The sequence below is a fragment of the Mesorhizobium sp. L48C026A00 genome (assembly GCF_000502375.1).
Lineage (GTDB): Bacteria > Pseudomonadota > Alphaproteobacteria > Rhizobiales > Rhizobiaceae > Mesorhizobium > Mesorhizobium muleiense.
Genome location: NZ_AYWU01000014.1, coordinates 63,071 through 89,995 on the forward strand (window position 1 = coordinate 63,071; position 26,925 = coordinate 89,995).

Sequence of the window (26,925 nt, forward strand, 5' to 3'; positions counted from 1 at the left end):
GCGCATAGCGATCGGCGCTCAAGGCGGGGTCCGGTGACGGACCCCGCTTTCATTTTGGAGGCGTCGCTGGCATAACGCGGCGCGCCGCTGCTTGGAAACTCCCACGTGAACGATTTCTGGTCCTATTGGTATTTCCACATCCCGAACTTCGTCCTTGCCGCGGTGATGTACACGCTGATCGGGCGTCTCGTGCTCGGCCTCTTCGTGCCCGAAAGCTGGGACAACTACATCTGGCGCTTCTTCAAGACTGTCACGGACCCGTTCCTGCGGGTCGTGCGGGGCATTACGCCGTCGATCCTGACCCTGCCGGTGGTGATCGTCTTCAGCGTGCTCTGGCTTATGGCCTTGCGCGTGTTCTACCTCGTCTTTCTGATCAATTTCGGCATTGCGCCGATGGCTTCGCAGGGGGGTTGAGGCAATGGACAAAAACGCTCTTGTCCCGGTCATGGCGGTCGCCATCGTCAACGGCATCTTTTCGCCGTGGGTGCTGATGGTGTTCCTGTTCTATCCGATCTGGTATCCGGGCTGGGCGCCTCCCCTGAGCCAGATCGTCTACATGGCAAGTGCGCTGATCCTGTCGACGATGACCATCATGCTCGCCGGCGTGCCGGCCGCGCTCTATGAGCGCTGGTCGGCGCGCCCCAGGAGCATCGTCGTCGCGTCGATCTGGCTTGCCGGCACGGTTTTGCTGACGCTGCCGGCGCTGCCGAATGTGATGCGGGCGCTAAGCAGTGGCTGAGAATTCCCATCCCCGGCCTGTCAGCGTTCTTCGCGGCGGAACGGCTTGAGCAGCGCCGAAGGCGCGACGGCGTTGCGTGACATCACCGCCATGGCGACGATGGTGAAGATGAAGGGCAGCATCAGGAACGCCTCATAGGGGATATGGCCGAGCCCGCTCGCCTGCATGCGCAGTTGCAGGGCATCGACGAAGGCGAACAGCAGGGCGGCCCCTGCCGAACGCCAGGGATCCCAGCGGCCGAAGACGACGAGCGCGATCGCCACCCAGCCACGCCCGGAGACGAGGCCGAAGGTGAAGGCGTTGAACTGCACCATCGACAGGAAAGCCCCGGCCAGCCCCATCAGGGCACCGCCAAGGATCACCGCCTGGAAGCGCGTGGCGATGACGCCGACGCCGGCCGAATCGGCGGCGCGCGGATTTTCGCCGACCATGCGCACCGACAGGCCCCACGGCGTCCGATAGAGCACGAAGGCGGCAAGGGGAACGGCTGCCATCGCCATGTAGACCAGCGAAAACTGGTTGAACACCGCTGGTCCGAGCACCGGGATGTCGGAGAGAACAGGGATCGGCAGCGTTTCGAAACTCTTGATGCTGGGCGGCACCGATTGCTGGCCGAAGATCAGCCGGTAAAGGAAATAGGCGAGGCCCGACGAGAACAGCGTCACGCCGATGCCGCAGACATGCTGGCTGAGGCCGAGAGCCACCGTGAACAGCGCATGCACGGCACCCATCAGCGCACCGGTCAGCACCGCCGCAAGCACGCCGAGCCACAGGCTGCCGCTGAGGCTGGTCGCGGTGAAGCCGGTCATCGCCGACAACAGCATGATGCCTTCGATGCCGAGATTGAGCACGCCGGCCCGCTCCGAAAACATCTCGCCCAGCGTCGCGAAAGCCAAAGGCGTGGCGATGCGGATGATCGCGGCGAGGAAGCCGACCTGAAAAATCTGTTCGAGCACGACGCTCATCATGCGGCTCCGACGCGGCGGATGCGATAGGCCGTGAACAGCAGCGCCACCAGCATGGCGAGCAGCGCGGTGCCCTGGATGACGTCGCTGAGGAAGGCCGGAACGCCGGTGGCCCGCGACATCGCCTCGGCGCCGGTCATGACGGCGGCGAGGAACAGCGCCGCCGGCATCACGCCAAGCGGGTTGAGCCTCGCCAGCATGGCGACGACGATGCCGGAATAGCCATAGCCCGGCGAGATGTCGCTCATCACCTGGAAGTGGACGCCGCCGACTTCGCTGACGCCGGCAAGGCCGGCGAGCGCCCCGGACAGCAGCGCCGTCGAGATCAGCACCCGCTCGACATGGATGCCGCCATAGCGCGCGGCCTCGGGATTTTCGCCGATCACCCTGATCCTGAAGCCGAGCGTCGTGCGCGCAATCAGGAACCAGATGACCGGTGCGGCCACGAAAGCCGCCACGACGCCGAGATGCAGCCGCGTGCCTTCGAGCAGCACCGGGAAATTCGCTGAATCCTCGATCGGCGGCGAGATCGGGTAGCCGCTGAAGCTGTCTTTCCAAGGGCCTTCAATCAGTGCCATCAACGCATAGAAGATGACCGAGTTGAGCAGCAGTGAACTAACGACATCATCGACTTTGAATTTCACCCGCAGCGTCGCCGGGATCAGGGCGACCGCAGCACCTGCGGCGGCGCCGGCGAGCGCCATCAGCAGCATGGCGAGCGGCCCCGGCATCGGAATGGCGCCGACGGCACAGCTCGCCACCGCACCGGCAAGCAACTGCCCCTCGGCGCCGATATTCCAGAATTTGGCGCGGAAGGCGACCGCCACGGCAAGCCCGGTGAAGATCATCGGTGTTGCACGCACGAGCGTTTCGGTGATCGCGTAGCTGTCGCCCAGCGACGCCGCGAACATCACGCCATAGGCCTCGATCACCCCGGCGCCGGCCAGCGCGATGAGGCCGCTGCACAGCACCAATGTCGCGCCGATGGCCAGCAACGGCAGAGCCAGGTTGAACCAGGCGGGCGTTGAGGTGCGGGCTTCGAGGCGGAACATCAACCATGGCCCTCCGCCCCGGTCATCATCAGGCCGAGCCGCGCGATGGTGGCGTCGGCGCTGGCCAGCGTGCCGGCAATGCGCCCCTCATACATCACCGCGATGCGGTCGCAGAGCATCAGCAGCTCTTCGAGGTCTTCGCCGATGACGACGATGCCGCAGCCCCTGGCACGCATGTCGAGGAACTTTTCGTGGATGAAGCGCGCCGCACCAATGTCGAGGCCGCGCGTCGGCTGCGACACGATCAGCACCTTGGGGTCGAAGGCGAGCTCACGCGCCAGCAGCGCCTTTTGCAGATTGCCGCCGGACAGCGCTCCGGCCCGCGTCATCGGCCCGGGGCAGCGTATGTCATACGCCTTGATCTGCGCCTCGGCGAAGGCGCGGATCGCATCCGGCCTGAGCAGTCCGTTGCGGCTGAACGCCGCCGTGCCGATACGCGGCAGCACCATCGAATCGGCAAGCGGCAGGTTGGTGACCAGTCCCGTCGTCATCCGGTCTTCCGGGATGCGCCCGAGACCGAGCGCCTGCACCTCGCGCGGCGAGAACCGCGAGACAGCTTTGCCGGCTATCGTCATCCGGCCGGCATCGGGCGCGCGAACGCCGGAGATCACCTCGGCAAGCGCCCGCTGGCCGTTGCCCGAGACACCGGCAATGCCGAGGATCTCGCCGGCGCGCACCAAAAGCGAGACATCGCGCAGCGCCATGCCGGAATGGCGCGACGTCGAGATGCCGTCCAGGGTCAGCACCGCGGCACCCGGTGTCGACGGTCCCCTGGCCGGCGGAACGATCTCGTGGCCGCACATCAGCCGCGCCATCTCCGAGGATGTCGTGCTGGCAGGTGCGTCGACGCGCCCGGTCACGCGGCCATGCCGCAGCACGACGCAGTGATGGGTCAACGCCCTGACCTCGTTGAGCTTGTGCGAGATGAAGATGATGCCGAGACCCTGGGCAGCCATCGACCGCAGCGCCGAAAACAGCCCGTCGACCTCTGTCGGCGCCAGCACCGCCGTCGGCTCGTCGAGGATCAGCAGCCTTGCACCGCGAAACAGCGCCTTGACGATTTCGAGCCGCTGCTGCTCGCCGATCGACAGCGCCGAGACGGGAAGGTCCGGATCGAGCGTGAGGCCATGCTGGCGGCCGATCTCCGCCAGTCGCGCCAGCCCGCCGGCGCGGTCGATCCGGCCCGATTTGCCGGGAATGCCTATCAGCAGGTTTTCCAGCACCGAAAGCCGCGGCGCCAGATGAAAATGCTGGTGCACCATGCCGATGCCGGCGGCGAGCGCATCGGCCGAGCTGTTGATCGTCACCGGCCGGCCCTGAACCAGGATCTCGCCGGCGTCGGGCGCATAGGCGCCGAACAGCACGTTCATCAGCGTCGTCTTGCCGGCGCCATTTTCACCCAGCAGCCCGAGAATCTCGCCGGGTGCGACGCCAAGATCGACGGCCTCGTTCGCCATGACGGCGCCGAAGCTCTTGGAGATGCCGCGCATTTCGATGAGAGGGGCGGGCAAAGGCGAAGGTGCTCCTGGTGGGAGATGGCTCTACAACTCAGCTTTGATCGACGGGAAGCGCTGCACCCCTCTCTGGCCTGCCGGCCATCTCCCCCTCAAGGGGGGAGATTGGATGTCACTTCGGCTTTCGCAAATCGCCAACGCTGAAGCAGAGGCGCTGTCGGCGAAGTTGCCAATCTCCCCCCTTGAGGGGGAGATGGCCGGCAGGCCAGAGGGGGGTGCAGCGCCAACCCCAAAAGACTACGCTCAATCCGAAACCGGCGTGTTCTCGTCGACGACGACACGGAAATTGCCGTCGAGGATTTCGGCCTTCTTCTTCTCGACCAGCTCCTTGACGTCGGCGGGCAGCGTCTTGTCGAATTTGTGATAGGGCGCCAGAAAGGAGCCGCCCTTGGCCATGCGCGAGAAATCGCCGTAATCCTGCGCGGTGAAGACGCCGGCCTTGACCAGTTTGATCGCATGCTCGACCGTCGGATACATGTCCCAGACCGGGCCGGTGATCACCGTGTCCGGGCCGAGGTTGGACTGGTCGGACATATTGGAGATGGCGAGGATTTTCCTCTCGACCGCCGCTTCGATGACGCCGAAACGTTCGGCATAGATCACGTCGACGCCGGCGTCGATCTGGGCGATAGCCGCTTCCTTGGCCTTGGGCGGGTCGAAGAAGGAGCCGATGAATGCGACCTTCCTCTTGATGTCAGGATTGACCTCGCGGGCGCCGGCAAAGAAGGCATTGACCAGCCGGTTCACTTCCGGAATGCCCATCGCCGCAACGGCGCCGATCGTGCCTGATTTCGACATCTTTCCGGCGATCAGGCCGGAGAGATAGGCGGGCTCGTGGATCCAATTGTCGAAGACTGCAAAATTCGGTTCGGCCGGCCCGGCGCCGGAGCCGAACAGGAAGGCGACCTTCGGAAATTGCTTGGCGGTGCGGCGGGATTCGCGTTCGGCAGCGAACGCATCGCCCAGCACCAGGTCATAGCCGCCTTGCGCATATTCACGCATCACACGGCTGAAATCGGCCGTCTGCACCTTCTCCGACCATTTGTACTCGATGCCGAGTTCCTTCTCGGCCCTCTGCAGGGCGACATGGATCTGGTGGACCCATGGCTCCTCGGTCGGCGTGGCGAAGATCGCCGCCACCTTCAGCTTCTTGTCCTGCGCCAAGACCTGGCCCGGCAGCATGGCTGCCGCCAGGCCGAGCGCGCCGAGTTCCAGCAAATCGCGTCGCGAAAGTCCTTCGCGTTTCGACTGGATTTTGCTCTTCCCGTTTTCCATTGCATGCCCCTCTGATTGGCGCCGTGTCGAGCCGGCTGTTTCTTTGGATATCAGGCGAGGGAACTATGGAACGGCGTCCGACCTTTGTCCACATGGTCAAATTTGTCGCGAAGCTGCGTTGCCGCCCTCCGTCGCAAAACCACGGCGGCAGTGGATCACTTGCTCAATGCTTGATGCGATCGCGCATGGCGTACCAGAGCATGCCGAGCACATAGAGCGGGCCGCGCAGGGCGGCACCGCCGGGAAACGGCATTGGCCTCAGCGTCGAAAACAGATCGAGCCGCGACGGATCGCCGGTGATCGCCTCGGCAAGCAGCTTGCCCGACAGCGTCGACAGGATCACGCCCTTGCCTGAATAGCCATGCGCAAAATAGACCTCGCCATAGTGGCCGACATCCGGCAGGCGCGATGTCGTCACCGAGACCAGCCCGCCCCAGGCATGCTCGATGCGGCGGCCGCGCAATTGCGGAAAGGTTTTTTCCATATGCGGCCGCACGAAGCCGGCAATGTCGGCGGGCGGCGACGGCGTGTAGCGCTCGCCACCGCCGAACAGCAGGCGGCCGTCCGCCGACAGCCGGTAGTAGTTGACGACGAAGCGTGTGTCGGAAACGGCGGCATTGCTTGGGATGACGTCGCTGGTGTCGTCCAGCGGCTCGGTCGCGATGATGTAGTTGCCGACCGGCATGATGCGGCTGTTGACGCGCGGTTCGAGCCCCTGAAGCAGCGCGTCGCCGGCCAGCACGACATGCCGGGCCCGGACCGAGCCCTTGGCCGTGGAAACCCGGATGGAAGGTTCCCGCTCCAGCCGCAGCGCCACCGAATTCTCGTGGATGGTGACGCCTACCGCTGCCGCGGCGCGAGCAAGACCCAGCGTGTAGTTCAGAGGATGCATATGGCCGCCGAGCTTCTCGTACATGGCGCCGTGAAAGGGCGTGTTCACCATTTCACGCGCCCGCGCCGCCGACAGCATCTCGACCTCATGAAAGTTCATTACTGTGGCAAGGCACTCGGCCTCTTCCTCGAGATCGCGCAGGTCGGAGCCGTTTATCGCACCGGCCAGATGGCCGGTGAGCCGGAGGTTGCAATCGATGGCATGGCGCTCGATCAGGTCGAGCACCAGCCCGCGCGCCTCAAGGGCGAGATCGAAAAGCGCCCGCGCCCGTTCGGGCCCATAAAGCTTGGCCAGGCCCTTGGCGCCCTTGCGCAGGCCTGGAATGATCTGGCCGCCATTGCGCCCCGACGCCCCCCAGCCGATCTTGCCGCCTTCGAGGAGCACCACCTTCAGCCCGCGCTCGGCGGCATGAAGGGCTGCGGACAAGCCGGTGCAGCCGCCGCCGACCACCACCAGATCGGCGTCGACGTCGGCCTGCAGCGCCGCCGGATGATCAGGGGCTGGATTGGCGGTCGCGACATAGTAGGATCTGCCGATGTCCAGGCCGGAATTGAAGCCCATCATCAGACCTTGAGCAGCAGGTGGTCGCGTTCCCAGCTGGTGACGACGCTCTGGAACAGGTCGAGCTCGACGCTTTTGACGCGCAAATAGGTCTGGACGAAATCCTCGCCGAGCAAGTCCCGAACCGGACTGCAGGCGGCGAAACGGTCGAGCGCCTCCTCCATGGTTTTCGGCAGCGTGCTCTTGCTGCGATAGGCGTTGCCCGATGCCTCGGGCGAACGCGAGAGCTTTTCCTCGACGCCGAGATAGCCGCAGAGCAGCGAGCCGGCCATCGCCAGATAGGGGTTGGCATCGGCGCCGGGCAGCCGGTTTTCCACCCGCCGTGCGGCCCGCCCGCCGGCCGGCACGCGCAGGCCGCAGGAGCGATTGTCATGCGACCACTCGATGTTGGCGGGGGCGCTGTGGTTCGGCCGGATGCGGCGGAACGAATTCACGTTCGGCGCAAACAGCGGCATCACCTCCGGAATGTATTTCTGCAGGCCGCCGATGAAATGCCCGAACATCTCGGTGTCGGCATCGTCACGCCCGGCGAACAGCGTATTCCCGGCCTCGTCGATGACCGACATGTGGAGATGCATGGAGCTGCCGGCTTGTGCGGCGATCGGCTTGGCCATGAAGGTCGCATGCATGCCATTATCCTGCGCGGCCCGGCGCGTCATCCGCTTGAACAGCAGCACCTTGTCGGCCAGCGGCAGCGCGTCGCCATGCAGGAAATTGATCTCCAACTGCGCCGTGCCTGACTCATGGATCAGCGTATCGAGCGGCAGCCCGGCCTTTGCGGCATAGTCGTAGAGCCGCTGGATCACCGGCTCGAATTCCTCCAGCGCCGCCATGTCATAGGGGTGCTGCACGGTTTCGGAGCGGCCATTGCGCCCGACCGGCGCGATCAACGGCCGATCGGGATCGGGATTGGGCGCGGTCAGGTAGAATTCGAGCTCCGGCGCCACCACTGCCCGCCAGCCGCGCTGGTGATAGAGATCGAGCACGGCCCTCAACACATGACGTGGCGAGGCCATCCACGGCCGGTCGTCCATGTGAAACGCATCGGTGAAGACATAGGCCTTTTCAGCTCCAGCGCCGGGCGCAAGGCAGAGCGTCGCGACATCCGGCACCATCCGCATGTCGGGGTCCTGATAGGCGAAGCCCTCGTCGTTGGAACCGGAATAGCGGCCGTCTATGCAGACCAGGAAGGCGCTGCTCGGCAGGTAGAGCGCGCGGTCTTCGAGCGACTTCAGGAACTTGGCCGTTGGCAACGCCTTGCCGCGCAAGACGCCGTTCACGTCCGGCACCAGGCACTCGACTTCCCTGATCCCCTGCTGCTCCAGCCATCGCTTCGGATCGTCCGTCGGGGTCGTTTGCGGTGCATCCGTTGTCGTGGTGTTGAGCATCAGGTCACGTCCTTGCGAGGGCGAGAATGGCTTCGGCGGCGGCGTCAGCTCCCGGCGCCCGCGCCATGGTGGCCGCATTCTCCTTGAGGCGAAAGCGCATCTCGCCGTCGGCCATTAGGCCAAGGATAGCCTGTTCCAGTTCGTCGTCGCTCCAGCCATCGCGGCTGAGGTAGCGGCCGACGCCGGTTTCCTCGGCGCGTTGCGCATTGTCGTGCCCGTCCCAGCAATAGGGCATGATCAGCGACGGCACGCCGAAACGCAGCGCTTCGCAAAAGCTGTTGTTGCCGCCGTGATGGATGAAAAGATCGGACTTGGCGACAACCGACGGTTGCGGAAACCAGGCGTCGAGATAGACATTGTCCGGAACCGCGCGATAGCTGTCGCGCAGACCGCCGACATTGACGATGAAGCGGGCCGGAAGCCGGTCGAACACGGCGAGCATGCGCTCGATCAGCCCGACATCCATCGCGCCCAAGCTGCCGAAGCTGAGATAGACCAGCGGCCCGTCATTGCGTGGAAAGACCGGCACGTCGAACGGCCCTTCCGAACGGACGCAGCCTTCGAGATAGACGAAGCGGGCCGGGTCGAGCGGCTCGGCGCGCTGCCTGCGCACGATGGTTGGGGTCAGCAGCAGATTGAGATCGGGCGAAGCTTCGAGAAAAAGCCCCTCCGGCAAGGGCGCAAGGCCGGCGTCGGTCCGAAGCCGGTTGAACCGGTCATGTGCCGGAGCGACGGCTGCCAGGTAGCGCGCCTCGAAGGCCGCGCGACCAGGGTCGTCGGCGGCGAGACCGGACAGATAGGGCGGTACATCGGCGTCGGGCAGCTCGGTCTCGGCGCAGGAGACGACGCGCACCCATGGGCAACCGGCGGCAGCAAGTGCTGGGAACATGACGACGTTGTCGAGCACCACGGCGTCCGGCTTCAACCGGGTCAGCAATTTGCGCAGCGGCGCCTCGGCATTGACCGCGGTATCGACGATCGCTTGCCAGGTCGGGGCGACGTAGGTTTCGAGCTGGTCGATCGGGCTCAGCCTGAAATGCGGCAGATGCCGGCGCACGAAAGCCTGCCAATAGCTCTGGCGTTCGCTGTCGGTCAGCGGATCGTCGGTCGGCAACTGGTATTCCTGAAACCCGTAGTCGGCGAACACGCCGGAAAAGCCGGCGTGACAGATGAACACCGGCCGCGCACCCCTTGCGCGCAAGGCCTGCGCGATGCCGACGCAATTGAGCGCGGCACCGAAGCTCGCTTCGGGAAACAACGCGATAGTCGGGCTGGTTTTGCGCGTCACTGTTCTCGTGGTCCTCGTCAATCCGGCCGGCTGATCATGCCGAACAACGCGGGGGCGCCGCGACTGGCCGCCTGCGGTCGCTGGCTGCGGGACAATCGCAGATGGACGCGAAGCAGATCGGCTGCAACCTCATACTGCCGGCTTTCCAGTTGGTCGAGTATGGTCAGGTGCTCGCGCAGCGATTGCTTCAGCCGGAAGACGTTGACGCCGGCATAGGTCCCCGGCAGCCGGCGCAGCCTGAGATGGTCCGACAGCGCGTCGGCGACGAACCGGTTGCTGGAGCCGTCGGCGATTAGGCCGTGAAAGTCGATGTCCAGCCGCTGGAACTCTCTGATATCGAATGTGGCGTCGGGCAGCGCCAGCAGCGCCTCCATGCCCTGGCGCAAGGCTGCCGCGCGGGTCCCGTCCAGCCGAAAGCCAGGCGCCAGAATGGCGGCGGGTTCCAGCATCAGGCGGAACTCATAGCTTTCCCCTTGTGCCTCCGGATCGTCTGGCGCTCGCCTGAACAGCCAGGACTGTCCCGGTGCGCGATCCAGAAGATTTTCGTCTGTCAGTTTCTTTAGCGCTTTTAGTACTGTCCTTCGTTCGGCACTGTAGCGCCGCATCAACGCGCCGATGGTCACCGTCTGATCCAACCGACGCGCCGACCGATCGCGCAGGATCATCTCCGCGAGTTCGTCCTCCTCGGCGCTTGGCAGGTCAGCGGCAAGCGTCGCCTGCTTGGTGAGGTCAACGGCCAGCCGATAGCCGGATTCGGCTTCCCATCGCACGACGCCTTTTTCGGTGAGCAGGCGCAGCGCGGCCCGCACCGGGGTCCGCGAGACGTTGCAGAGCGAGGCGATCTGCTGTTCCGGGAGATGGGCGCCGGCCTCGAAGCCGCGCTGCCGGGCTACATCGAGAATGCGCTGCGCGAGATCAAGATGATTGGTGCGCGGGCGTCTGGCAACGGCTTGCATGGCGTTTCTCGTGAACGGGCTCGACCGCTGCGGTTTTACCAATTGCCCTTGCGGGCGCGATCGGCTGGATTTCGCGGCGATTTTCCAAATTATGGATTGACGTACTTTTTTCTGCAATAGTACTGTGGGTTCAATCGGCAATAAAAAGACCGGGGAACAGGATCGAGCGGCGGCATGGTCGCAAGCGCTGGTCCGACGATTGATTGAATTCGACGATCAACCAGAATGGGAGTCTGTCATGACCGCCACCACCCTGCGGCACCGTTCGTTAAAAACTTCCGCGATCGCGCTTGGCCTCGCTATGGCGATGTCGGCGCCGGCGGCCGCCGCCGACCTCGTCATTTCCAACTGGGACGGCTACATGGCGCCGGACGTCATGGCCGCCTTCAAAGCAGCGACCGGCGTTTCCGGCGAGGTCGTCGTTCACGCCACCAATGAGGAGATCATGGGCAAGCTCGTTGCTTCGGGCGGCAAGGGCTATGACGTGGTCTTCGTTTCCTCGCCGTTCGCAGAAGTGCTGAACAATCTCGGCCTGATCGAGACGATCGACCACGCCAAGATCCCCAATCTCGCCAATCTCTATCCTGAGGCGGCCAAGCTGCCGCACGATGTCGGCAACAATTTTTCCGTGCCTTACACCTGGGGCACCACCGGCCTCTGCTACCGCTCGGATCTGGTGAAGACCGAGCCGGCCAGCTGGAACGATCTTCTCGCCCCGTCCGAGGCGCTCAAGGGCAAGACCACGATGCTGGCGACCGACCGCTGGCTGCTTGCCGCCGGGCAGCTCGCCAAGGGCTATTCGGTCAACGAAACCGATCCGGCCAAGCTCGCCGAGGTCAAGGACCTGCTGATCTCGGCCAAGAAGACCTTGCTCGCCTATGACGACACCACCTTCTATTCGAAGCTGGTTTCGGGCGAGGCGCTGATGGTGCAGGCATGGGATGGCTGGTGCAACTATGGCATCGCCGAGAATCCGCAGATTAAATACACCATACCCAAGGAAGGCTCGGACCTGTGGGTCGATACGATGGTGGTGATGAAGGCATCGGCCAACAAGGACGCCGCCTTCCAGTTCATCAACTTCATGCTGGACGCCAAGAACCACGCCTGGGCGGCTCAGAACATCGATTACAAGGTGCCGAACAAGCCGGCTATGGAAAGCCTGCCGGCGGATTTCCTCGCCAAATTCCCAAATATGAACATGCCTGTGGCCGAACTGGTCAAGTTCGAGCAGTTGCGCGACGTCGGCGACGCCCAGCGCGACTATTCGAAGATCGTCAGCGAGATCAAGGCGGCGCAGTAATTTCGGCATCTGGAATCAGGCTTGCGTTCCTTCACGCCCCCCTCTGGCCTGCCGGCCATCTCCCCCTCAAGGGGGGAGATCGGCTGGCTTGCAGCCGCTCGCCAATCTCCGGCGCAGCACCCCCTCATCCGGCCGCTTCGCGGCCACCTTCTCCCCGCTGGGGAGAAGAGGCTGACGCCAAGGTCGGCGACCTCCTCTCCCCTCGGGGAGAGGTCGGATTGCCCCGAATTGCCCTTCGCAATTCGGTTGGCAATCCGGGTGAGGGGGCGCTTGTCCAAACACAATTTCGATGCCTTTGAGATGGCCTCAAGGCCAGAGGAGGGTGCGACATGAGATCGTTCACACCTTCTCGCTCCTCCTTGCTGATGGCGCCGGCGCTGGCCTGGCTCACCGCCTTGATGGTGGTGCCATGCGCGCTGGTGCTGGCGCTCGCCTTCTTCCGGCGCGGCATTTATGGCGGCATCGAATACAGCTTCACGCTGGAGAATTTCGGGCTGGTGCTCGACCCGCTCTATGCCGGCATCTTCCTCAATTCGGCGCGCATCGCCGGCACGGCAACGCTGATCGCGGTGGTGATCGGCTATGCCGCCGCCTATGCGATCGCGGCAGCACCGCGCCGGTGGCAGCCGGTGTTCCTGTTCTTCGCCGTCTTGCCTTTCTGGTCCAATTACCTGATCCGCACCTATGCATGGATCGTGCTGCTCAACCGCGAAGGCCTGATCACCCAGCTCTTGCGCTGGTTCGGCTATACCGGCGAGCCGCCGTCGATGCTCTATACCGAAGGCGCCGTCATCGCCGGTCTGGTCTACAATTACCTGCCTTTCGTCATCCTCGCCTGCTACGCGCCGCTGTCGCGGCTCAATCCGGAGCTGGCCGAGGCCTCGCGCGATCTCGGCGCTTCGGCCATGACCACATTTCGCCGGGTTATACTGCCGCTGACGGTGCCGGGCATCGCCGCCGGGGCGGTTTTCGTCTTCGTGCTGTCGATCGGCAATTTCGTCACGCCGGCACTGCTCGGCGGCGGCCGCTTCCAGATGATCGGCAATCTTGTCTACGACCAGTTCCTGACCGCCAATGACTGGCCGTTCGGCGCAGCGCTGGCGATGGCGCTGATCGCCATCATGCTTTTGGTGCTGACGGCGCAGGCCCTGGCTGCCGATCGCGCCGCGGGCCGTATCGCCGAAGCGAAAGGAGGCGCCGATGACTGAGCGCTCGCCCGCCACACGGCGTACGCTCTGGCTCGTGCTGACGCTCGTCTTCGCCTTCCTCTACATTCCGATCGCCGTACTGGTGGCGCTGTCGTTCAACCAAGGCGGGCTGCCGACCGTCTGGTCGGGCTTTTCGCTGAAATGGTATGCCTCGCTCGCCGGAAACGCCGCGATCCTTTCCGCCGCCCTCAACACGCTGATCGTGGCGCTGGTCTCGACAGCCATCGCCACGCTGCTCGGCACCTTGCTGGCCATCGGCGTCGAAATGCGCCGGCAGTACGGAAGCGGCCTCGAGGCGCTGATCTTTGCGCCGATGATCATTCCCGACATCGCGCTGGCGGTGGCGCTGCTCAGCTTCTTTTCTATGCTCGATTTCACGCTCGGCCTGCACACCATCATCCTCGCCCATGTCGTCTTCAACCTCGCCTTCGTCTGCTCGGTGGTGCGCGCGCGGCTAAAAAGCTTCGACTGGTCGATCGTCGAGGCCTCCGCCGATCTCGGCGCTTCCGCGCTCACCACCTTCAGGCGGGTGACATTGCCGGTCATCCTGCCTGCGGTCGTCGCCGGCGCGCTGCTCGCCTTCACCCTTTCGGTCGACGAGTTCATCATCGCCTTCTTCACCGCCGGCGCCGGCCGCGCCTCGACTACGCTGCCGATGCAGATCTATTCGATGATCCGCTTCGGCATCACGCCGGAGATCAATGCATTGGCGACCATCGTCATGGCGGTCTCAATCACCGCGCTAACCCTGTCGCAGCGGCTCAACCGCGGAGTCATCGGCCAATGAGCGAGCCCCGCACGCTGCTGGCGATCGACAAGGTGTCGAAGAACTTCGGCCGGGTGACGGCCGTCGACGGCATCTCGCTCGATATCCGCGAGAACGAGTTCTTCGCCTTGCTCGGACCTTCCGGCTGCGGCAAGACCACGCTGCTGCGCATGCTGGCCGGTTTCGAGACGCCCAATGAGGGGCGCATCCTGCTCGACGGCCGCGACATCGCGAAAACCCCGCCCAACAGGCGGCCGGTCAACCTGATGTTCCAGTCCTACGCGCTGTTTCCGCATATGAGCGTCCGGGCCAATGTTTCCTACGGCCTTGAAATGGAGCGCTTGCCGGCAAACGAAATCCGCTCCCGCGTCGACGCCATCCTGGCGACGACCGAGCTTGTCGCCTTCGCCGACCGCAAGCCGGAGCAATTGTCGGGCGGCCAGAAGCAGCGCGTCGCGCTTGCCCGGGCGCTGGTCAAGCGGCCGCGGCTGCTGCTGCTCGACGAGCCGCTCGGTGCGCTCGACAAGAAATTGCGCGGCGCCATGCAACTGGAGCTGAAGCGGCTGCAGCACGAAGTCGGCATCACCTTCGTCATCGTCACCCATGACCAGGAGGAATCGCTCGTTATGGCCGACCGCATGGCGGTGCTGAGGGACGGCAAGCTGCTGCAATGCGACACGCCGCATGCGGTCTACGAACATCCGGCCGACCGTTTCGTCGCCGACTTCATTGGCGTCATGAATTTCGTGCCGGGCAAAGCCGCCAACGATGGCGTGCTGGCAGCCAATGGTGCGCGGATATCAGGCATGGTTCCCGAAATACTTTCGCCCGGCGCTGCGGCGGTCGCTTCGGTGCGGCCCGAGCGCATCCGGCTGTTCCCGCCGCCAGAGACGGCCAACCGTGTTGCCGGCATCGTCGAGGCGCTCGCCTATCACGGGCTCGACCTGCAGCTGCATGTCCGCACCGCTCTGTCACAAAAACCGTTCCTGGTGCGCGTCACCGCCGACGCCGCCGACCGCCGCCCGGTCGCGTCGGGCGATGCGGTCGAACTCGGCTGGGATGCCGCCGACGTCAGAATTTTCGCAGATTGATTGAAGGAGAACTTTCATGGCGCAGAAGACCATCGCGTTTTTTCCGGAAGCGGCCTACGGCCCGGCGCTCAACTCCGTCGGTATCGCCCAGGCGGTCGAGGCGCGCGGCCACAGAGCGGTGTTCCTGTCGGACCCCGGCTTCGTCGACGTCTACAAGGGCTACGGCTTCGAGGCGCATCCGGTGAACCTGTCCGAGCCGATGCCGCCCGAGCAGATGGCCAAGTTCTGGGAAGACTTCATCAACGGCCACATCCCGAATTTTCGCAAATCGCCCTACGACCAGGTCGACAATTACGTGAAGGACTGCTGGACGGCGATCGTCGACAGCGCCAAATGGGCTGAGAAGGACCTGCCCGGCGTGCTTGCGACGATCAAGCCCGACGTCATCTGCGTCGACAACGTCATCCTGTTCCCGGCGATCAAGCAGTATGGCAAGCCATGGGTGCGTGTCATCTCCTGCTCGGAAAACGAGATCGAGGACGAGGACATCCCTCCGCATCTGTCCGGCTGCGGCGAGAACGACCACGCCTGCCATCAGCGCTACCGCGACCATTTCAACGCGGTAATCAAGCCGATCCATGACGACTTCAATACGTTTTTGAAAGCCAACAACGAAGCGCCGTATCCGATCGGCCAATTCTTCGAGGCCTCGCCTTACCTCAACCTGTTGCTTTATCCCGAGGCGGCAAAGTTCAAGCGCCGCCATCCGCTCGACCCGGCAAAATTCCAGTATCTGGAAGGCTGCGTGCGGCAGGAGAAGCCCTACACCGTGCCGACCTTTGCTGAGAATAATGACGGGCCGCTGCTCTACGTCTCGTTCGGCAGCCTTGGCGCCGGCGATGTCGATCTCTTGAAGCGCATCATCGCGACGCTGGCCGAGACTCGCTACCGGGCGCTGGTCAATGTCGGCGGCTACAAGGACCAATACGCGCAAGTGCCCGGCAATGTCATCGTCGAGAGCTGGTTTCCGCAGCCCTCGGTGATCCCGCAGGTCGACGCGGTTATCCACCATGGCGGCAACAACTCGTTCACCGAGTGTCTCTACTTCGGCAAGCCGGCGATCATCATGCCCTATGTCTGGGATGGCCACGACAACGCGACCCGGGTCGAGGAGACCAGCCACGGCTTCGGCATGCCGCGCTACGACTGGAGCGACGCCGAGCTGATCGCCAAGATCGAAACCTGCCTGACCGACCCGGCAATCAGGGCCAAGCTGGCGAAGACGTCGGCGCAGATGCAGGCGCAGAACGGCCCGGAGAAGGCAGCGGGGCTGCTGGAGAAACTGCTGTGACCGGGCTGATGGGTATGGCATTCCTTCGCGCCCCCGCCGTAGAGCGCGGGCACGTCAAGCACAAGCATGGCGGAGCTCCCACATGACCTCCTCCGCCCCACACCTCCACCAAGCCTCCACCCGCACCGACCTGATCGACTGGGGCGCCCAGCCCGATGCGCTGGAAGGTGCATCGCACTCCACCGGCAGGCTCGTCCACAAGGGGCCGAACAACCAGCCGGAATCCGGCATCTGGGTCTGCACGCCCGGCCGCTGGCGGCTGGCGATCCCGCGCGACGAACTGTGCCATTTCGTTGCCGGCCGCGCGACCTACCGATCGGACAACGGCGAGGTGATAGAAGTCTCCGCTGCCACGGTGGTCATGTTCCCGGCCGGCTGGACCGGCGAATGCACCGTCCACGAGACCATCCGCAACATTTACATGCTGGCCTGAAGCCAGCCACTGGAGCTTCACGACATGCCGACACCGATCATGAAATCGCCGCTTGCCCTCACCGACCTCGTCGACTGGGGCGTCATCCCCACGATGATCGAGGGCGAATCCCGTACCTCCGGCAAATTGCTGCACAAGGGGCCGGAAGGCCGCTCCGAATGCGGGCTGTGGGTCTGCACCCCAGGCAAATGGCACTGCCACGTCACCCGCGACGAATTCTGCCATTTCCTAGAGGGCCGCTGCACCTATGTCCACGAATCCGGCGAGGTGATCGAGATCGAACCCGACACCGCGGCGTTCTTTCCGCAGGACTGGAAGGGCGTCTGCACCGTCCACGAGACCATCAAGAAGGTCTACATGATCCGCTGAGCGACTTGAAAGGACGACCATGGACTTCTCACCTGACCGGCCGGCCTTCTTCGTCAATCCGGATTATCGGCCGATGACCGGCGCGGCAAAACCGGTGATCGATCCGGCGACACTGGAAACCGTCGGCGCCATCGCGACTGCAACCGACGGCGAGATCGACGCCGTGCTCACCGCTGCGGCCAGGGCGCAAGCTGCCTGGAAAAAGCTCGACGCCAAGAGCCGCGCCAGGCATCTGCATGCAGTCGCCAACGCGATCGAGGCGGCCGACTTCACCTGCTGCGCCGAGCTGATGGTGCGCGAGATGGGCAAGCCCTATCCGGAAGCAATCGGCGAGATCGCCAATTGCGCGCCGATCTTCCGCTACTACGCCGAAATGGCGCGCGACGATGCCGGCAAGATCGCCGGCACGACGCAGGCGGGTTCGTTCCAGTATGCGCGCTACGAGCCCTACGGCACGTCTGTGCACATCATGCCCTACAATTTCCCGATCCTGTTGATGTGCTGGACCGTTGCCGCCTCGCTTGCCGCCGGCAATGCCTGCGTCATCAAGCCGGCCGAAGCGACGACACTGTCGACGCTGGATTACATGACCGTGTTCCGCTCACTGCCGGAGGGCCTGGTTTCCTGCCTGCCCGGCGCGGCGGCCACGGCGCAGGCTTTGATCGCCTCCGACCGCACCCATGCGGTTGCCTTCACCGGTTCGGTCGCCGCCGGCAATGCTGTCGCCGTCGCTTGCGCCGAGCGCATGAAGCCATGCGTCATCGAGGCCGGCGGCAGCGATCCGCTGATCATCAGCCGACACGCCCCGCTCGACGTGGCGGCCGCCGGCAGCGTCACCGCCGCGTTCCATCTCACCGGCCAGGTCTGCACCTCGGCCGAACGGTTTTTCGTCGTCGATGCCGTTCATGACCGCTTTGTCGAGCTGTTTGCGCAGAAGACACGGGCGCTGCGCATCGGCAACGGCCTCGACAAGACCGAGATCGGGCCGCTGGTCAGCGAGGCGGCGCGGGCGAAAGTCATGCGGCTGGTCGACGATGCCGTGCGCAATGGTGCCAAGGCGATCACCGGCGGGCGTATTCCGCCGGCGCACAATGTCGGCTGGTTCTACGAGCCGACGATCCTGACCGGCGTCACCCCCGACATGGCGATCGTGCGCGAAGAATGTTTCGGGCCAGTCGCCGCGATCTGCCGGGTCAAGGATTTCGACGAGGCGATAGAACTTGCCAATGACAGCCCGTTCGGGCTCGGCGCCTCGGTGTTCACCACTGATCTTGCCGAGGCGCATGAGGCTGCGGAGCGGCTTGAGGCAGGGATGGTCTGGGTCAACAATCCGCTGATCGACAACGACGCACTGCCGTTCGGCGGCTGGAAGGCGTCGGGCCTCGGCCGCGAACTTGGTCGCCAGGGGCTGGATTCCTTCCGCCGCTCGAAGATGGTCATCATCGACCACAGGCCAGCGATCCAGGACTGGTGGTATCCCTATCCCGACAGCTGGTTCCGCGAATCTGGCGGGCGCAAGCACGTATGAGATGACACAGGTCAGCGCCGCCAAGGGCCGCCGCTTGCTAGCGCAGCGCTTTCTGCCCGCCGGCGGCAGTGATGACGCCGACGATGATCAGCCCGGTCAGCAACAGACGGACGCCGGCGCTGACGCCGAACGTGTTGAGCATGGTCAAAAGCAGCACCAGGAACAGGGCCGCGCCCCATACACCCGGCACATTGGCCTTGCCGCCGGCTACCGACGTGCCGCCGATGACGACGACGGCGATCGAGGCCAGCAGGTACTCATTGCCGATATCGACGTTGGCGCCGCGGAAATAGCCGGCGAGCAGCGCCCCGTCGAGGCCGCCGAGCGCGCCCGACAGCGTGTAGGTAAGAAAGCGGATGCGGCCGACATTGACGCCGGCCAGCCACGCCGCGCGGATGTTCTGGCCGATCGCCAGCACCGAACGGCCATAGATCATGCGCTGCAGCGCGAACGCAGCGCCGATGGAGAACAGCACGGTGAGGATCGCCAGCACCGGAATGCCAAGAATCTGCCAGTTGGTGAAACTGGCAAAGCCCGGCGGCGGCTTGATCTGCAAGCCGCGGCCATAGCTGATGTCGATCGACTGGATGATGAAGCTCGCCGACAGTGTGGCGATGATCGGTGGAATGCGCAGCGCCCAGATCAACAGATAATTGGCGGCGCCGATCGCCATGCCGCAGGCCAGCGCCGCCAGCAGCCCGACCGCGATCATTGAATCATTGCCGTCCATCACCTTCATGGCGACGGCGCTGGCGAGGCCGATATTGGCGGGCAGCGACAGGTCGACATTGCCGGGACCGAGCGTGATCACGAACATCTGGCCGACACCGACGATGACGGTGAAGACGGCGAGCGAAAGTGCCGCCGTGATCATGCCGCCGCCGCCATATCCGCCGGTGAAGGTGACCGTCGCCAGCCACACCAGCAGCGCGCCGATGAAGGACCAGATCCAGGGTTTGGCGAGCAGCAATCGCAACGATGCCATCCCCTCACCTCTCTTTGCGGCTGATCAGCACCCGGGCCGCCAGCACGATGATGAGGATGGCGCCGTTGGCGGCCACCTGCCAATCGGGCGGGATGTGCATGAAGGTCAGCAGCGGCGAGGCGGCGAGCGCCAGCGTCAGCGCGCCGATCACCGCGCCGATCGGCGATACCCGGCCGCCGACGAATTCGCCGCCACCGAGGATGACGCCGGCGATCGACAGCAGCGTGTAGCCATTGCCGATATTGGCATCGGCCGAGGTGGTGATGCCAATCAGGGCCATGCCGGATAAAACGCCGAACAGGCCGGTCAATGCGAACAGCACGACCTTGGTCTTGAGCAGCGACCAGCCGGCACGGCTGAGGGCCGCGGCATTGCCACCGGAGCCGCGCAGGATCACGCCATACGAGGTGCGCATCAGCCCGAAGTGGACGACCGCCGCGATCAGCAGCGCCGCAATGATCGGGAACGGGACGAAGGGCGGCTTGAAGGCCATGAGCGACAGCAGCCAGTCCGGCGCCTTGCCGCCGGGCTTCGGCAGGATGAGGATGGCCAGACCCTGCCAGACAAAACTCATGCCGAGCGTCACCACGATTGAAGGCAGGTTGCGCAGATGGATCAGCGCGCCGAGCAGCGCATAGACGCCGATCGACCCGAGAAGGATCAAGACACCGACCAGCGGCGCCTCCTTCAGCCATGTCGCCGTGACGCAGCCGACGAAACCGACGAAGGTGCCGATCGACAGGTCCAACTCGTTGCCGGCAATGACGAACATCTGCGCGATCGTCGCCAATGCGATCGGGATCGCCAGGTTGAGCATCAGGCTGAAGCCGAAATAGCTGATGGCGCGCGGGTTGAGCCAGGCGATCGCCAGCAGCACCAGCACCAGCGACATCGCAGGCAGCAGCCCGCGCAGCAGGCGCGCCCGCGCCAGCGCGCTTCGCTCGGAAGAACTCTTGGGACCGCTCTCGACGGGTGCTGCCGTCATCTCAAGCCGCATCGCCGAACGAGGACTGGATGATCTTTTCCTCGGTCAGCTCGTCGCGACCAAGCTTGGCGACGATCCGGCCGTTCTTGAAGACATAGACGTGGTGGCAATTGTCGAGCTCTTCGGTTTCCGTGGTGTACCAGAGGAAGGTACGGCCGCGGCCAGCCTCTTCGCGCACAAGGTCGTAGACCTCGAGCTTGGTGCCGATGTCGACGCCGCGCATCGGGTCGTCCATCAGCACGATCTTGGCGTCGGAACCGAGCGCCCGGGCAAACAGGGCCTTCTGCTGGTTGCCGCCGGACAGCGAGAAGATGTTGTTGTTCATGTCGGGGGTGCGGATGCCGATTTTCTTTTGCCAGAAGTCGGCGAGCTCGGCTTCGCGCCGCGGCGAGATCAGCAGGCCGTTGCGCAATCGCGCCAGCGAGCGGATGCCGATGTTTTGCGCAATCGACCATTGCGGAAAGATCCCGTCAGACTGGCGGTCGCCGGCCACCAGCGCCACCGGCGCGGTGACCTCGATGCCGGTTTTGGTGCGCGCCGCGGCTGCGAAAATCGCCAGCAGCAGATCGGTTTGGCCATGACCGGCAAGCCCGGCAAGGCCGATGATCTCGCCGGCATGCGCCACAAGTTCGTTGCCGTCCTGTTGCCGCGCTGGGCGGGCCCGGACCCGCAACGGGCCGGTCTCCGGCTTTTGGGTCGCGATTTCGGCCGCGATCTTCTCACGCGCTGCCGCTCCGCCCATGGTCGTCACCAGCCTGCCGCGATCGAAAGCCTTAGCCGCATCCGACGCGACGACCTTGCCGTCGCGCATCACCACGATGCGGTCGGCATTCCCGAGCACCTCGCCCAGAACATGCGAGATCAGAATGCAGCTCTTGCCCCCGGCGACAAAGCGCCGGACGAAACCCAGCAACTGGCCGGCCGTGTGCGCGTCGAGCGAGGATGTCGGCTCGTCGAGGATGACCAATTCGAGCGGATCCTGCGTCACCGTGAAGGCGCGCGCCACCTCGACCATCTGCCGCCTGCCGATGGAAAGGTCGCTGGCGATATCGGCGGCGGAGATGCTGTGGCCCGGAAATATCTCGTCGAGCTTGGCGGCGATCAGATCGGCCGCCTTGCGCCGCCAGCCGAGGCCGCGCAGCGCCGGGTGGTTGATTCGGGTGTTCTCGGCAACGCTGAGGTTCGGGCACAGCGACAGTTCCTGGAATACGCAGCGTATGCCGAGTTGTTGGGCGCGCGGCACCGAATAATTGTCCTCGATGCCGCCACGCACCGCGATCCGACCGCTGTCGGGCACGAGCGTGCCCGCCACCATATGCATGAGCGTCGACTTGCCCGCGCCATTGTGGCCGACGAGACCGACGCATTCGCCGGCGCCGACGTGGAAATCCACCCCGGCGAGCGCCCGGACGGCGCCGAAATGTTTTTCGGCTCCGTCCAGCCTGATGATGTCGACAGTGGCGGCGCCGACATGTTTTTCGGCTCCGTCCAGTCTGATGATGTCTACACCGGCCTCGGGCATCCCTAGCGAAATCCGGAAGACGACGCGCGCGGCATTGGATGTGCCACGCTCACTTGATGTTGGCTTTGATCGCCGCGATGGCGTCTTCCTGCGTGTATTCGTGGCTGGCGACGCCGCCCTTGGGGATGTTCGGCAGCTCGGCCTCGAAATTATCCTGGGTGAAGGCGAGGTATGGCACCAACAGGTCATGCGGCACATCGGTGCGGCCGTCGAGCACCTGCTGCGCCACCCAGAAGGCCAGCGACGACACGCCCGGCGCAATCGACGCCGACCAGGTCTGGTAGCCATCCTTGTCCTTCTGTTCCTTCCACCACTGCAATTCGTCCTGGCGGTTGCCCATGATGATGGTCGGGCGCGGTTTGCCGGCGGCGGCGAAGGCTTGTGCCGCGCCATAGCCGTCGCCGCCCTGATCGACGACGCCGACGATTTCCGGCAGCGACGGCAGGATCGTCGCGACCGCCTTCTGCGCTGTGGTCTGGTCCCAGTCGCCGGTCACCGAACCGACGATCTTGAACTCGGGATGGGCGGCGACGCCCTCCAGAATCCCGGCGTGGATGGCGTCGTCGATCGACGTGCCGGCAAGGCCGCGGATTTCCAGCAGATTGCCGCCCTCGGGATGGAACTTGGCCATCTGCTCGACTTCCTGCCTGCCCATGTCCTTGAAGTCGACGACGACGCGGTAGGCGCAGGGCTCGGTGACGATGCCGTCGAAGGAGACGACGACGATGCCGGCATCGCAGGCCTGCTTGACGGCGCCGTTGAGCGCGTCCGGCGAGGCGGCGTTGATGACGATGGCGTCATAGCCTTGCAGGATCAGGTTCTGAACCTGGGCAGCCTGGGTCGGCACTTCCTTGTCGGCCGTCGTGAAGATGTCCGCGGCGGCGACCAACCCGTCGGCGACCGCCTTCTTGGTGACGATGGCATAGCTGTCGAGCATCGCCTGCCGCCACGAATTGCCGGCATAATTGTTGGAAAAGGCGATCTTCTTGTCGCTGGTGTCGGCAAACGCGGCGCCTGATGCGAGCATCGCCGCAAGGGCACTCAAGACGAGTATCTTCTTCATCTGTTATCCTCCCATGGATTGCTGGTCGTTGTTGGCTGCTGGCGGCTGTTATGACGACCCTCGTTTCAATATTGTCAGACAAATTTAGATGGGCGCACTTGTCAACAGCGATCGATGACGGTTTGACGATCAACTTGCGGTGCAATGATTGAAAAGGCTTCGGCTCCTGGTCTAGGGATGGGGCAGGAGACCAAAATCAAGATGGCAGCGACGCCGACTGATGCGCTGGGCCCACCCGGAATTCCGGCGCGCTGGACGTCGAGCACCAAGAGCGGCGTCGGAACCGCGCTTTCGCCGGCCTGCCCTGTCTGGTTCACGATCAGCCACGGCATCCTCAACGAGGTCTATTATCCCCGCCTCGACAGCGCCTGCACCCGAGACATGGGACTGGTCGTCACCGGCCCCGGCTTCTATTTCTCGGAAGAAAAGCGCGATGCCGTGCACAGCCTCGAGCCGTTCGAGGATGGGGTGCCCGCCTACAGGCTGGTCAACACCGCCGCCACCTACCGGATCGAAAAGCGCATCGTTACGGATCCGAAACATCCTGTTTTGCTGCAGGAAATCAGCTTCACGCCGCTGAGCGGCACATACGCCGACCACCGCGTCTACGCGCTGCTGGCGCCGCATCTGGTCAACGCCGGCATGGCCAACACCGCCTGGGTCGGCGACCACGAGGGAAGGCCTGTCCTGTTTGCATCGGGACGTGGCGTTTGCCTGGCGCTCGCCTCGTCGCTGCCCTGGGGAGCATGCTCGGCCGGCTATGTCGGTGTCTCCGACGGCTGGCAGCAGCTCCGTCGTGACGGCCGGCTCGACCCGGCTTGCCGCAGGGCCGAGGACGGCAATGTCGCGCTGACCGGCGAGATCGGCTTTTCGGCTGCGAACCCGACGGCGTTGCTGGCGCTGGGTTTCGGAACGACGCCGCAAGAGGCGGCGGAAAATGCCTCGGCCAGTCTGAAGCGGGGTTTTGAGCCCGCGGCCAAATCCTTTATCGAAAAATGGCGGGAGTGGCAGGCTGGCTTGCTGCCGCTGGACCGGCATGGTGCGTGGATCAACACCTATCGTGTCAGCACGGCAGTTCTGGCAACGCATCGTTCATCCACCGGCGCGGCCGTCGCCAGCCTGTCGACCCCGTGGGGCTTCAGCAAGGGCGACGACGATATAGGCGGCTATCATCTGGTCTGGCCGCGCGACCTGGTCGAAACCGCGGGCGGTTTCCTCGCCGCCGGCGATCCGGCGCAAGCGCTTGAGATCCTCGCCTATCTCCGCTCGATCCAGCAGCCGGATGGGCATTGGCCGCAGAACGCCTGGCTCGACGGATCAGCCTATTGGCCGGGCATCCAGATGGACGAATGCGCGTTTCCGCTGCTGCTCGCAGACGCGCTGCGCCGGGCTGGGCATCTGGCAGACGCCGCGTTGCGCTCCTTCATGCCGATGGTCGAGCGCGCCGCTTCCTACGTCGTGCGCAACGGTCCGGTCACCGGCGAAGACCGCTGGGAAGAGGATGCCGGCTACAGCCCGTTCACGCTGGCCGTCGAGATCGCAGCCCTGCTGGCCGCGGCCGACCTGTTCGAAACTTGCGGCAAAGCAGAGCCGGCAAATTATCTGCGGGAAACCGCCGATGTCTGGAACGACCAGATCGAGCGCTGGACCTATGTCACCGGCACTCCACTCGGCGAAGAGGTCGGCGTCGAGGGCTATTACGTCCGCATCGCGCCGCCCGACACCGCCGGCGCGGCGTCGCCGAAGGACGGCTATGTGCCGATCAAGAACCGGCCGCCGGGCGATAGCGACCGGCCGGCCGAGGCGATCGTCAGCCCGGATGCGCTGGCGCTCGTCCGCTTCGGCCTCAGGGCCGCCGACGATCCGCGCATCGTCGACACGGTCAGGGTCATCGATGCGCGGCTGCGCTGCGACCTGCCGCAGGGGCCCGTCTGGTATCGCTATACCAGCGACGGCTATGGCGAGCACGCCGACGGCGCGCCCTTCGACGGGTCCGGCCAGGGCCGGCCCTGGCCGCTGCTGGTCGGCGAGCGCGCCCATTACGAACTGGCGGCGGGCCGCAAGGACAAGGCAGCGAGCCTGTTAAAGACCCTGGAGGATTCGGCCGGGTCTGGCGGGCTGCTGCCGGAGCAGGTCTGGGATGGTCCCGACATCGCCGAACACGAACTGCGGCACGGCGGACCGTCGGGCAGCGCCATGCCTCTGGTCTGGGCGCATTCGGAGCATATCAAGCTGCTGCGCTCGCTCAATGACGGCGCCGTCTTCGACATGCCGCCGCAAGGCGTGAAGCGCTACATCGAGGACAGGACCGTGGCGCCGCGCCGGACATGGCGCTTCAATCACAAGCTCCGCGCCATGCCCGCCGGCAAGCTGCTGCGCGTCGAACTGCTGGCCCGGGCGGTGGTCGATTGGAGCAACGACGATTGGGCAACCATCCATGACGCCGCGACGATCGAGAACGCCTTCGGCATCCATCTCACGGACCTGCCCGTTGCCGATGTCCCGCCGGGCAATATGATCGTCTTTACTTTTTTCTGGCCCGATGCCGGCCGTTGGGAGAATGTCGACTTTTCCATCGGTATCGACAAGCCGGACTAGAGCATGATCCCGAACCGAAGGTCCGCGTTAGCGAAAAGTGGAAACCGGTTTTCGGAAAAGATCATGCTCCAACAATAGAGCCAGTAGATCTTCTATCCCTCAAGAAGCAGGACGAAAAACATGCAGATCGGAATGATGGGACTGGGCAGGATGGGCGCCAACATGGTGCGGCGCCTGCTGCGCGATGGCCATGAATGCGTGGTCTACGACATCAACCCGGCCAGCGTTGAAGCCCTTGTGTCGGCTGGCGCGATCGGAGCCGCTTCGATGGAGGAGTTCGTCGGCAAGCTGACCAAGCCGCGCAGCGCCTGGCTGATGCTGCCGGCGGCGATCACCAGCCGGATCGTCGATCAGGTGGCCGACCTGATGGAGCCGGGCGACATCATCGTCGACGGCGGCAATTCCTATTATCACGAGGCTGTCGACCATGCCGCGCGCCTGGCATTGAAAGGCTTGAACTATGTCGATGTCGGCACCAGCGGCGGCGTCTGGGGCCTCGAGCGCGGCTATTGCCTGATGATCGGCGGCCCCGACAGCGCGGTCCAGCATCTCGACCCGGTCTTCGCCACCCTGGCTCCAGGCGCCGATGCCGGGGTGCCCGCCCCCGGCAAGGATGCCGGAACCGCCCCGTTCGGCTATCTCCACTGCGGACCGAGCGGCGCCGGCCATTTCGTCAAGATGGTCCACAACGGCATCGAATACGGCGTCATGGCCGCCTATGCCGAGGGCATGAACATCCTGAAGTCGGCGAATGCCGGCAAGCGACAGCGGACGGCCGACGCCGAAACCAGTCCATTGGAAAACCCGCAATATTACCAGTTCGACATCGATATCGCCGAGGTAGCCGAGGTCTGGCGGCATGGCAGCGTCATCGGCTCCTGGCTGCTCGACCTCACGGCGGGCGTATTGAAGGCCGATTCGGGGCTGACGCAGTTCGGCGGACGGGTTTCGGATTCCGGCGAAGGCCGCTGGACGCTGAAGGCGGCGATCGACACCGGCGTGCCGGCGCCGGTTCTGTCCTCGGCCCTGTTCGACCGGTTCGCCTCGCAAGGCGAATCCGAATTCGCCGACAAGCTGCTGTCCGCCATGCGCTATGCCTTTGGCGGCCATGTCGAAAAGCCGAAGACCGGCTCGTGACGGGGAAGACACGCTC

General features: G+C 64.6%; 24 protein-coding genes. 12 read left to right on the forward strand and 12 right to left on the reverse strand.

Going from position 1 to position 26,925, the window contains the following annotated elements; all coding sequences use genetic code 11:
* Positions 1–105: 105 nt before the first annotated feature.
* Both X738_RS63940 and X738_RS63945 read left to right on the forward strand, forming a co-directional pair.
* Positions 106–414 (forward strand): YggT family protein, encoded by a 309-nt coding sequence (locus tag X738_RS63940; protein ID WP_023800522.1) that lies wholly within the window; start codon positions 106–108, stop codon positions 412–414.
* A 4-nt stretch (positions 415–418) separates the two neighbouring features.
* Entirely contained in the window at positions 419–739 is a 321-nt protein-coding gene (locus tag X738_RS63945) for a hypothetical protein (protein WP_023800523.1), read from the forward strand.
* A 20-nt stretch (positions 740–759) separates the two neighbouring features.
* Here X738_RS63945 and X738_RS63950 read toward each other — a convergent pair whose 3' ends face one another.
* The 8 genes from X738_RS63950 to X738_RS63985 form a co-directional block, all read right to left on the reverse strand.
* Positions 760–1,704, reverse strand: coding sequence for an ABC transporter permease (locus X738_RS63950; protein ID WP_023800524.1), 945 nt, complete (start codon positions 1,702–1,704; stop codon positions 760–762).
* On the reverse strand, positions 1,704–2,756 hold the full coding sequence (locus X738_RS63955; RefSeq protein WP_023800525.1) for an ABC transporter permease: 1,053 nt from the start codon (positions 2,754–2,756) through the stop codon (positions 1,704–1,706). The genes X738_RS63950 and X738_RS63955 overlap by 1 nt, the downstream gene beginning before the upstream one ends.
* Complete coding sequence (locus X738_RS63960) at positions 2,756–4,267, reverse strand: ABC transporter ATP-binding protein (RefSeq protein WP_023800526.1); 1,512 nt, start codon at positions 4,265–4,267, stop codon at positions 2,756–2,758. Before X738_RS63960 ends, X738_RS63955 begins: the two co-directional genes overlap by 1 nt.
* Before the next feature lie 246 nt (positions 4,268–4,513).
* A complete protein-coding gene (locus X738_RS63965) occupies positions 4,514–5,545 on the reverse strand; it encodes a BMP family protein (RefSeq protein WP_023800527.1) in 1,032 nt (343 codons plus the stop codon).
* A gap of 163 nt (positions 5,546–5,708) precedes the next feature.
* Positions 5,709–7,001 (reverse strand): NAD(P)/FAD-dependent oxidoreductase, encoded by a 1,293-nt coding sequence (locus tag X738_RS63970; RefSeq protein WP_023800528.1) that lies wholly within the window; start codon positions 6,999–7,001, stop codon positions 5,709–5,711.
* Entirely contained in the window at positions 7,001–8,386 is a 1,386-nt protein-coding gene (locus X738_RS63975) for a glutamine synthetase family protein (protein ID WP_023800529.1), read from the reverse strand. The genes X738_RS63970 and X738_RS63975 overlap by 1 nt, the downstream gene beginning before the upstream one ends.
* Positions 8,387–8,390: 4 nt before the next feature.
* Entirely contained in the window at positions 8,391–9,674 is a 1,284-nt protein-coding gene (locus X738_RS63980) for a glycosyltransferase (protein WP_023800530.1), read from the reverse strand.
* Between the two features lie 17 nt (positions 9,675–9,691).
* A complete protein-coding gene (locus X738_RS63985) occupies positions 9,692–10,630 on the reverse strand; it encodes a GntR family transcriptional regulator (RefSeq protein ID WP_023800531.1) in 939 nt (312 codons plus the stop codon).
* Between the two features lie 238 nt (positions 10,631–10,868).
* On the opposite strand from X738_RS63985, the gene X738_RS63990 reads away from it, so the two are divergent.
* The 8 genes from X738_RS63990 to X738_RS64025 all read left to right on the forward strand — a co-directional run bounded on the left by X738_RS63990 (position 10,869) and on the right by X738_RS64025 (position 18,619).
* Positions 10,869–11,933 (forward strand): polyamine ABC transporter substrate-binding protein, encoded by a 1,065-nt coding sequence (locus X738_RS63990; RefSeq protein ID WP_023800532.1) that lies wholly within the window; start codon positions 10,869–10,871, stop codon positions 11,931–11,933.
* Positions 11,934–12,298: 365 nt separating this feature from the next.
* Positions 12,299–13,141 carry an ABC transporter permease gene (locus tag X738_RS63995; RefSeq protein WP_036269997.1) on the forward strand — a complete coding sequence of 281 codons (843 nt, stop codon included), beginning with the start codon at positions 12,299–12,301 and terminating at the stop codon, positions 13,139–13,141.
* Positions 13,134–13,928 carry an ABC transporter permease gene (locus tag X738_RS64000; protein WP_023800534.1) on the forward strand — a complete coding sequence of 265 codons (795 nt, stop codon included), beginning with the start codon at positions 13,134–13,136 and terminating at the stop codon, positions 13,926–13,928. The genes X738_RS63995 and X738_RS64000 overlap by 8 nt, the downstream gene beginning before the upstream one ends.
* Positions 13,925–14,998: an ABC transporter ATP-binding protein gene (locus X738_RS64005; RefSeq protein WP_023800535.1), complete on the forward strand. Its 1,074-nt coding sequence runs from the start codon at positions 13,925–13,927 to the stop codon at positions 14,996–14,998. Before X738_RS64000 ends, X738_RS64005 begins: the two co-directional genes overlap by 4 nt.
* A gap of 16 nt (positions 14,999–15,014) precedes the next feature.
* Positions 15,015–16,289 carry a glycosyltransferase gene (locus X738_RS64010; protein WP_023800536.1) on the forward strand — a complete coding sequence of 425 codons (1,275 nt, stop codon included), beginning with the start codon at positions 15,015–15,017 and terminating at the stop codon, positions 16,287–16,289.
* Positions 16,290–16,371: 82 nt separating this feature from the next.
* Positions 16,372–16,722 carry a cupin domain-containing protein gene (locus X738_RS64015; RefSeq protein ID WP_023800537.1) on the forward strand — a complete coding sequence of 117 codons (351 nt, stop codon included), beginning with the start codon at positions 16,372–16,374 and terminating at the stop codon, positions 16,720–16,722.
* Between the two features lie 24 nt (positions 16,723–16,746).
* The gene (locus X738_RS64020) at positions 16,747–17,091 is read left to right on the forward strand and encodes a cupin domain-containing protein (RefSeq protein WP_023800538.1); all 345 of its coding nucleotides are present in this window, start codon (positions 16,747–16,749) and stop codon (positions 17,089–17,091) included.
* A gap of 19 nt (positions 17,092–17,110) precedes the next feature.
* Positions 17,111–18,619, forward strand: coding sequence for an aldehyde dehydrogenase family protein (locus X738_RS64025; protein ID WP_023800539.1), 1,509 nt, complete (start codon positions 17,111–17,113; stop codon positions 18,617–18,619).
* 37 nt (positions 18,620–18,656) lie between these two features.
* Here X738_RS64025 and X738_RS64030 read toward each other — a convergent pair whose 3' ends face one another.
* From X738_RS64030 to X738_RS64045, 4 genes are read right to left on the reverse strand one after another with little or no spacing between them, the layout of a single operon-like run.
* Positions 18,657–19,604, reverse strand: a complete 948-nt coding sequence (locus X738_RS64030; RefSeq protein WP_023800540.1) for an ABC transporter permease — start codon at positions 19,602–19,604, stop codon at positions 18,657–18,659.
* A gap of 4 nt (positions 19,605–19,608) precedes the next feature.
* Entirely contained in the window at positions 19,609–20,589 is a 981-nt protein-coding gene (locus X738_RS64035; protein ID WP_023800541.1) for an ABC transporter permease, read from the reverse strand.
* 1 nt (position 20,590) lies between these two features.
* Positions 20,591–22,111 (reverse strand): ATP-binding cassette domain-containing protein, encoded by a 1,521-nt coding sequence (locus X738_RS64040; RefSeq protein ID WP_023800542.1) that lies wholly within the window; start codon positions 22,109–22,111, stop codon positions 20,591–20,593.
* A gap of 49 nt (positions 22,112–22,160) precedes the next feature.
* Positions 22,161–23,174: an ABC transporter substrate-binding protein gene (locus tag X738_RS64045; RefSeq protein WP_023800543.1), complete on the reverse strand. Its 1,014-nt coding sequence runs from the start codon at positions 23,172–23,174 to the stop codon at positions 22,161–22,163.
* A gap of 201 nt (positions 23,175–23,375) precedes the next feature.
* On the opposite strand from X738_RS64045, the gene X738_RS64050 reads away from it, so the two are divergent.
* Positions 23,376–25,772: a glucan 1,4-alpha-glucosidase gene (locus tag X738_RS64050; protein ID WP_023800544.1), complete on the forward strand. Its 2,397-nt coding sequence runs from the start codon at positions 23,376–23,378 to the stop codon at positions 25,770–25,772.
* A gap of 120 nt (positions 25,773–25,892) precedes the next feature.
* The gene (gene gnd, locus X738_RS64055) at positions 25,893–26,909 is read left to right on the forward strand and encodes a phosphogluconate dehydrogenase (NAD(+)-dependent, decarboxylating) (protein WP_023800545.1); all 1,017 of its coding nucleotides are present in this window, start codon (positions 25,893–25,895) and stop codon (positions 26,907–26,909) included.
* The last annotated feature ends 16 nt before the right edge of the window (positions 26,910–26,925 follow it).